The organism is Bradyrhizobium viridifuturi (assembly GCF_001238275.1).
Taxonomy (GTDB): Bacteria; Pseudomonadota; Alphaproteobacteria; order Rhizobiales; family Xanthobacteraceae; genus Bradyrhizobium; species Bradyrhizobium viridifuturi.
Genome location: NZ_LGTB01000096.1, coordinates 1 through 6,335 on the forward strand (window position 1 = coordinate 1; position 6,335 = coordinate 6,335).

Annotated in this window: 7 protein-coding genes; 3 read left to right on the top strand and 4 right to left on the bottom strand. The window is 64.4% G+C overall.

What is annotated here, in order from left to right; translation table 11 throughout:
- Nucleotides 1-77: 77 nt before the first annotated feature.
- Together ALC15_RS40560 and tcuB are read left to right on the top strand one after the other, a co-directional pair.
- Nucleotides 78-1,106 (top strand): alpha/beta hydrolase, encoded by a 1,029-nt coding sequence (locus ALC15_RS40560; RefSeq protein WP_050632100.1) that lies wholly within the window; start codon nucleotides 78-80, stop codon nucleotides 1,104-1,106.
- 70 nt (nucleotides 1,107-1,176) lie between these two features.
- Nucleotides 1,177-2,280, top strand: a complete 1,104-nt coding sequence (tcuB, locus tag ALC15_RS40565; RefSeq protein WP_050632101.1) for a tricarballylate utilization 4Fe-4S protein TcuB — start codon at nucleotides 1,177-1,179, stop codon at nucleotides 2,278-2,280.
- Between the two features lie 21 nt (nucleotides 2,281-2,301).
- On the opposite strand, the gene ALC15_RS40570 is transcribed toward tcuB, so the two are convergent.
- Genes ALC15_RS40570 through ALC15_RS40585 form a run of 4 tightly spaced genes read right to left on the bottom strand, consistent with a single transcriptional unit; the run spans nucleotide 2,302 to nucleotide 5,574 of the window.
- Nucleotides 2,302-2,871, bottom strand: a complete 570-nt coding sequence (locus ALC15_RS40570; protein ID WP_244486493.1) for a class I SAM-dependent methyltransferase — start codon at nucleotides 2,869-2,871, stop codon at nucleotides 2,302-2,304.
- Between the two features lie 49 nt (nucleotides 2,872-2,920).
- The gene (locus ALC15_RS40575; protein WP_050632102.1) at nucleotides 2,921-3,334 is read right to left on the bottom strand and encodes a Rieske (2Fe-2S) protein; all 414 of its coding nucleotides are present in this window, start codon (nucleotides 3,332-3,334) and stop codon (nucleotides 2,921-2,923) included.
- A complete protein-coding gene (locus ALC15_RS40580; protein WP_050632103.1) occupies nucleotides 3,334-4,443 on the bottom strand; it encodes an amidohydrolase family protein in 1,110 nt (369 codons plus the stop codon). Before ALC15_RS40580 ends, ALC15_RS40575 begins: the two co-directional genes overlap by 1 nt.
- A gap of 15 nt (nucleotides 4,444-4,458) precedes the next feature.
- The gene (locus tag ALC15_RS40585) at nucleotides 4,459-5,574 is read right to left on the bottom strand and encodes an amidohydrolase family protein (protein WP_050632104.1); all 1,116 of its coding nucleotides are present in this window, start codon (nucleotides 5,572-5,574) and stop codon (nucleotides 4,459-4,461) included.
- Nucleotides 5,575-5,759: 185 nt separating this feature from the next.
- Between ALC15_RS40585 and ALC15_RS40590 the strand changes: the two genes are divergently transcribed.
- Nucleotides 5,760-6,242: a CinA family protein gene (locus ALC15_RS40590; RefSeq protein ID WP_050632105.1), complete on the top strand. Its 483-nt coding sequence runs from the start codon at nucleotides 5,760-5,762 to the stop codon at nucleotides 6,240-6,242.
- The last annotated feature ends 93 nt before the right edge of the window (nucleotides 6,243-6,335 follow it).

A 6,335-nucleotide genomic window follows, 5' to 3' on the forward strand; every position in this document is an offset into this window, starting at 1 on the left:
AGAGCACGGTGCCTGGAGAGCCCCCTCATCTCGACCTTCTCCCCGCACGCGGGGAGAAGGGGAAGATCGGAGGACGAATGTCACGCCTTGCAATCGCTGCGGCTGTCCTGATGGCCTCCGCCGCGAGCCGCGCCGCCGAGCCGATCGCGCTGCGCGACATGGGCTCATTCCATGTCGGCGGTCGCCTCGTCGAGATATCAGGCAAGCCGGTCAAGGAGGTCACCTTCACGCCCGGCGGAGTGCCCGCAAAGGTCGATCCGAACGGCACCTATCAGGTCGAGCAGATGTACGTGCAGTACTTCCTGCCGCAGAACGAGAAGGGTGCCTATCCGCTGCTGCTGTGGCATGGCGGCGGGCTGACCGGCGTCACCTATGAGACGACGCCGGACGGACGCGAGGGCTGGTTGAACTATTTCCTGCGCAAGGGCTGGAGCGTCTACAATTCCGACGCGGTCGAGCGTGGCCGCGCCGGCTGGGCGCAATATCCCGACATCTTCAAGGGCGAGCCGGTGTTTCTCACCACCGCCAATCCGTTCGAGCGTTTCCGCATCGGCGACGGCCCCGGCTCCTACGATCCCGATCCCGCCAAGCGCAGGCTGATGCCCGGCAGCCAGTTCCCGAACGAAGGCTATGAGAACTTCGTCAAGCAGAACGTGCCGCGCTGGACCACCACCGATGACGCGACGATCGCGGCCTATATCGCCGAGATCGATCGCGTCGGTCCGTGCATCATTCTGTTCCACAGCCAGGCCGGCACATTCGGCTTCAAGGTCGCACAAGCGCGGCCCGACAAGGTGAAGGCGCTGATCGCGATCGAGCCGGCCGGCGTCGGCGATCCCGCCAAGGTCGACGCGTTGAAGAACATCCCGACGCTGATGGTCTATGGCGATTACATCGAGCGGGATTCGCGCTGGCCCAAGATCCGCGCCACCGGTGGCGCCTTTGCCGACGCCATCCGCGCCGCTGGCGGCAGCGTGGATCTGGTCGACCTGCCCAAGGTCGGGATCAAGGGCAATTCGCACATGATGATGATGGACAAGAACAACGCCGAGGTCGCCGGCCTGATCCAGACATGGCTGGAAGGCAAGGGGCTGGCGAAGAAGTAACATAGCGTTTTCAAGCGAAGTGGGAACCGGTTCGCGTCAAGAAAACGCGTCAAACAAAGAGCAACACGCGATGCACGGGACGAGGACATTGCAGGAAGCCGACCGTTTGATGACGGTATGCAATTCCTGCCGTTATTGCGAGGGCCTGTGCGCGGTATTTCCTGCGATGGAGATGCGCCGCGCCTTCTCCGACGGCGACCTCAACTACCTCGCCAACCTCTGCCATGCCTGCGGCGCCTGCTACACCGATTGCCAGTTCTCGCCGCCGCATGAGTTCAACGTCAACGTGCCGAAGACGCTCGCAGTGGCGCGCGCCGAATCCTACGCCGCCTATGCATGGCCGCGCGCATTTGCCGGCGCGTTCGCCCGCAACGGCCTCGTCATCAGCGTGATCGCGGCGCTTAGCGTCGCCGCCTTCATCTTCGGCTTCGCCGCGCTCAACGACCGCGGCGTGCTCACCGGCATGCACACCGGGCCTGGCGCGTTCTACAGACTGATGCCACACAATGCGATGGCGCTGCTGTTCGGCGCCGCCTTGCTCTACGCGATTGTCGCGCTGGCGATGGGCGTGCGCGCATTCTGGCGCGACATCGGCGAGCCCGTCGGTATGACAACGGATGCGAAATCGCTGTTGCAGGCGGTGCGCGATGCCGGCGAGTTGCGCTATCTCGACGGCGGCGGCGTCGGCTGCTTCAACGAGGACGACCACCCGACCGACCGCCGCAAGCTGTATCACCACTTCACCTTCTACGGCTTCGCGCTGTGCTTCGCCGCGACCTGCGTCGGCACGCTCTACCACTACCTTCTGGCGCGCGAGGCGCCCTATGCGTGGTGGGACCTGCCGGTCGTGCTCGGCACGCTTGGCGGCATCGGCCTCGTCGTCGGACCGATCGGGCTCTTGTCGGAGAAATGGAAGCGCGACCGCGTGCTGGTCGACGAGCGGGCCATGGGCATGGACACCGCGTTCATCCTGATGCTGTTCCTGACCAGCATCACCGGCCTTGCCTTGCTGTTGTGGCGCGAGAGCGCCGCGATGGGTCCGCTGCTGGCGCTGCATCTCGGCGTGGTGTTCGCACTGTTCATCACCATGCCCTACGGAAAATTCGTGCACGGCATCTACCGCTTCGTCGCGCTGGTGCGCTACGCGCGGGAGCGGCAGATGATGCCGGAGTGAATTACGCCTTGCTGACCCGCCCTACGACGTTTTCGTCGCCAGGGCACAAAACCGCTGCTCCGCGTCCACCAGGCGAGCCGCAGTGAAACCCGCGGCCACAAGTCTGTCCGCCACCCCATCCTTGGGCTGCCCGGAATGGGACGTGAAGCCGAGCGCGACCCGGCCGCCCGGCTTCGTAACTCGCCTTATCTCCCGCAGCCCTGTGATCGCGTCCGGCCAAACCTGCATCGAGTTGATCGCCAGTACCTTGTCGAAGCTGCCGTCATCGAATGGCAAGTGCTCCACCGAGCCCAGCCGCAGGTCGACACGACCATCCTGAATCGCGGCGCCGTTCCGTGCCCGGGCCTGCTGGACCATCTCCGGCGACGCATCGACGCCCGCGATTGAGCCCGCCGGGATCGTATTCGTCAGACGTTGAATGACCACACCGGGACCGAAGCCGACTTCCAGCACGCGGTCGTTCGGTCTCAACTCAAGAAGATCCGTGACCCACGCCCCGCAGTCGGCGTTCATGTGCGCCATGACCATGCCGCCCAGCCTGCCCAGCAGGCCCTGTGGCCGTCCAAACGCGCGCAAGAGAAGGCTTCGCATGATGCTCACCGACTGCCTCCGGTGAACCTGGTTTCAGACCCGATGATCGCTACAGATCGACCACCACGTAGTCGCTTTCCACCGCAACCTTGATGGTTTCGGCGATATACGGCCCCTTCACCACATTGGTGCCCGGCTCGACGCTGACGGGATAGGCACGCACGCGGAAGCGGCGCGGATCGCAATAGGACTGGCCAGTGCGGATATCGAACTCCCAGCCGTGCCAAGGACAGCGCAGGATCTCGCCGAGCTTGGTGTATTCGATCTCGCCGGGATCGGACGACGATGCGAGCCCGATCAGCGGCCCCTCGCACAGCGCCGCACCTTGATGCGGGCAGCGGTTCAACAGGCCGAAGAACTCACCCTTGACGTTGAAGACGGCGATCGGCCGCCCGTCGATCTCGAGGAATTTTCGCGAACCCGGCGGCAACTCGTCCACCGGAGCGATCACATGTCTTGCCATTAAGAGACGCCGTAAAGCTGCTTGGCATTGTCGAGATAGAACGCCTGGCGGTTGGCGTCGCTGACGCCGGCCGGCAGCACGCGCGACGGCTCGTCGTAATCCCAGTGCGGGTAGTCGGTCGCGAATAACAGCTTGTCCCAGCCGATCCACTCGATGGTCTGGAACAGATGGTCGCGACTCTCCGGGTCCTCCATCGGCTGCGTCGTCCACCAGATGTGATCGCGGATATATTCCGACGGCTTGCGTTTCAGATGCGGCACCTCGCTGTGCAGCCGCGCGAACACCTTGTCGAGCCGCCACGCCAGCGACGGCGCCCAGCCGAAGCCGGCCTCGACCATCACCATCTTCAGTTTCGGGTAGCGCTCGAACACACCCTCGAGCACGAGGCTCGCCAGCGCGGTCTGCTGGCACTGCGAATGGCCGACCATTTCCTCGATGTAGTGGCTTGGCCAGCCCGAGGCGGTGATCGGGTTGCCGCCGAAACCGAAGGCATGCACGCCGATCGGAAGGCCGGCCTCCTGCGCCGCCTCATAGATCGGCCAGTAGCGGCGCTGGCCAAGCGGCTCGACGTTGCGGCTCAGCAGCAGCACCTGAACGAAATTCTTGTCCCCTGCCCGTTTGCGGATTTCCGCGGCGGCCGACACGCCATCCTCATTGGCGACGACGACCGAACCCTTCAGCCGGGAGTCCTTGCTGGTCCATTTCTCGATCTGCCAGTCATTGATCGCCGAGCAGACCGCGCCGGCGAGATCCTGGTTGCGGAGCCCTTGTCCGGTGGCGAGCGGGTTGAGCACGCCGAGCGCGACATTGTTGGGATCGAGATGCTGCTTCTGCATGAAGGACAGCGAAGAGCCCTGCGGGCCGCCTTCCGGCGGATAGGCATCGCGGCGCGACGCGTTCGGTTGCGCCTTCGGATAGGGCGGGCCTTCCATCATGCCCTGATAGGCCTGGATGCCGAAGGTTTCGAGATGCGCGTGCCAGCGCTTGGCCAGATAAGGATACAGCTCGTCCTTGGTCGCGCGCGCCGGATGAATGTCGCAATCCGCGATCGCGGTCTTGATGCCGGTTGACGATGCCGCGTCCGGGCGCTCCCGAATCTGGATGTTCATCGCGTCGTCTCCTCTTCAGTTCTGGGCATGACCTTGTCCGAAAACCGGAGGCCGCTTTTCGGGATCATGCCCCACCTTGAGCCGCGGATAGGTCGCATGCGGGTTGTCGATCATGATCTTGCGGACCAACTCCGGCGACAACCCCCGCGGCAGCACCTCGTCACCGTCGAACTGCCAGTGCGGATAGTCCGTCGAGAATAGGAGCAATTCGTCCGACTGCATATGGTCGAACAGCCGGTTCAACGTCTCGGGTTCCGGCGGCGCGTCGACCGGCTGCAGCGAGAAGCGGATGTTGCTGCGCACAATTTCCAGCGGCGCCCGGTCGACCCACGGCGTCTCCATGCGCACGCCGCGCCAGAACTTGTGCAGCCGCCACAGGAACGGCGGCAGCCAGGTGAAGCCGGATTCCAGCATCACCATTTTCAGCTTCGGGTGGCGCGCGAACACGCCCTCGACGATCAGGCTGGTGAGCTGGGTCTGGAACGCCTGCGCCTGCGCGACATAGTCCTCGATGTGATATGAGCCCCAGCCGACCGAGGTCGGCGGGTTGTGATAGGCGCTGCCGGCATGGATGCCGATCGGCAGGCCCAGCCGTTCGGCCGCCGCGTAGATCGGCCAGTAGTGACGCTTGCCGAGCGGCATGTCGCCCATGACAAGCATCAGCACCTGCACGAAGCGCTGGTCCTGGGCACAGCGCTCGATCTCGGCGACCGCCTTCTCGATGCTCTGCACAGGGATCACGATGGAGCCGCGCAGGCGATCGTCCTTGTCGAGCCATTCCTTGACCAGCCAGTCGTTCAGCGCGCGGCAGAACGCATCGGCCATGTCCTCGGAGAACACCATCTGCACGCCGTAGAGCGGATTGCAGATGCCATAGGCGGTGCCGAACCGGTCGAGCGCCTGGTGCTGCACGTCGGCGAGGCTCGAGCCCGGCTTGCCTTGTGCGGGCCGCCAGTCCGGCCGCGACGAGATCGGCGAGTTGGTGGGATAGGATTGCGAGACCAGGTCGGTCATGCCACGCGTCGTCACCTGGTCGCGCCAGTAATCGTTCATGTATGGCAGCAGGCTGGTGAGGTGAGGCACGGCGGGATGCAGATCGCAATCCACGCCGCCCGAGATCGGCGACGTCATCAGGTTTCCTCGACGAGTTTCCTCTGCATACGCTCTCACGACGACGGGCGAGGCGCGGGCTGGTTGTTGTCCGATATTCAAGCAGGCCGGGCCGCGATCCGCAACTCGGCAGGGACTGGTGTGGTGTGCTAGGAAGGCAGAACGCCCTACAGGAATTTCATGGCAAGCAACGAGAAAGAGCGCCGATGAACGCACTCACATCCATCGCCGAGCAGGTCGCCGCCAAACTGATCGCGAACAAGCAGACGATTGCGGTCGCGGAATCATCCACCGGCGGGCTGATCTCGGCATCGCTGCTCGCAGTACCCGGCGCTTCGGCCTACTTCCTCGGCGGCGGCGTGATCTACACCCGCGATGCGCGGCGCGCGCTGATGGATATTCCGGATGACGCAATGCGCGGTCTCCGCTCGTCGTCGGAGCCCTACGCGCAACTGCTGGCGCGGCAGATCCGCGAACGGCTATCGACCGATTGGGGATTGTCGGAGACCGGCGCCGCCGGCCCGACCGGCAACCGCTACGGCGACGCCGCCGGCCACAGCTGCATGGCGATCGCAGGTCCGAAGCAGCAGGTGATCACGCTCGAGACCGGAAGCGGCGACCGGGCCGCGAACATGCAGGCGTTCGCGAAGGCGGCGCTGGAGTTGTTGTTGAGGAATCTGTCGCAATAAATCCCCGTCGTCCCGGCGAAAGCCGGGACCTATAACCACAAATGCCAGCGTTAGAGAACGCTGGGGCCACAGCACAGTGCCGTAACGATCCGC

What these genes read in the sequence shown, in the direction of transcription:
- ALC15_RS40580 (WP_050632103.1), bottom strand. Translation starts at nt 4,443, where the DNA reads ATGAACATCCAGATTCGGGAGCGCCCGGACGCGGCATCGTCAACCGGC.
- ALC15_RS40585 (WP_050632104.1), bottom strand. Translation starts at nt 5,574, where the DNA reads ATGACGTCGCCGATCTCGGGCGGCGTGGATTGCGATCTGCATCCCGCC.
- ALC15_RS40575 (WP_050632102.1), bottom strand. Translation starts at nt 3,334, where the DNA reads ATGGCAAGACATGTGATCGCTCCGGTGGACGAGTTGCCGCCGGGTTCG.
- tcuB (WP_050632101.1), top strand. Translation starts at nt 1,177, where the DNA reads ATGCACGGGACGAGGACATTGCAGGAAGCCGACCGTTTGATGACGGTA.
- ALC15_RS40570 (WP_244486493.1), bottom strand. Translation starts at nt 2,871, where the DNA reads ATGCGAAGCCTTCTCTTGCGCGCGTTTGGACGGCCACAGGGCCTGCTG.
- ALC15_RS40560 (WP_050632100.1), top strand. Translation starts at nt 78, where the DNA reads ATGTCACGCCTTGCAATCGCTGCGGCTGTCCTGATGGCCTCCGCCGCG.
- ALC15_RS40590 (WP_050632105.1), top strand. Translation starts at nt 5,760, where the DNA reads ATGAACGCACTCACATCCATCGCCGAGCAGGTCGCCGCCAAACTGATC.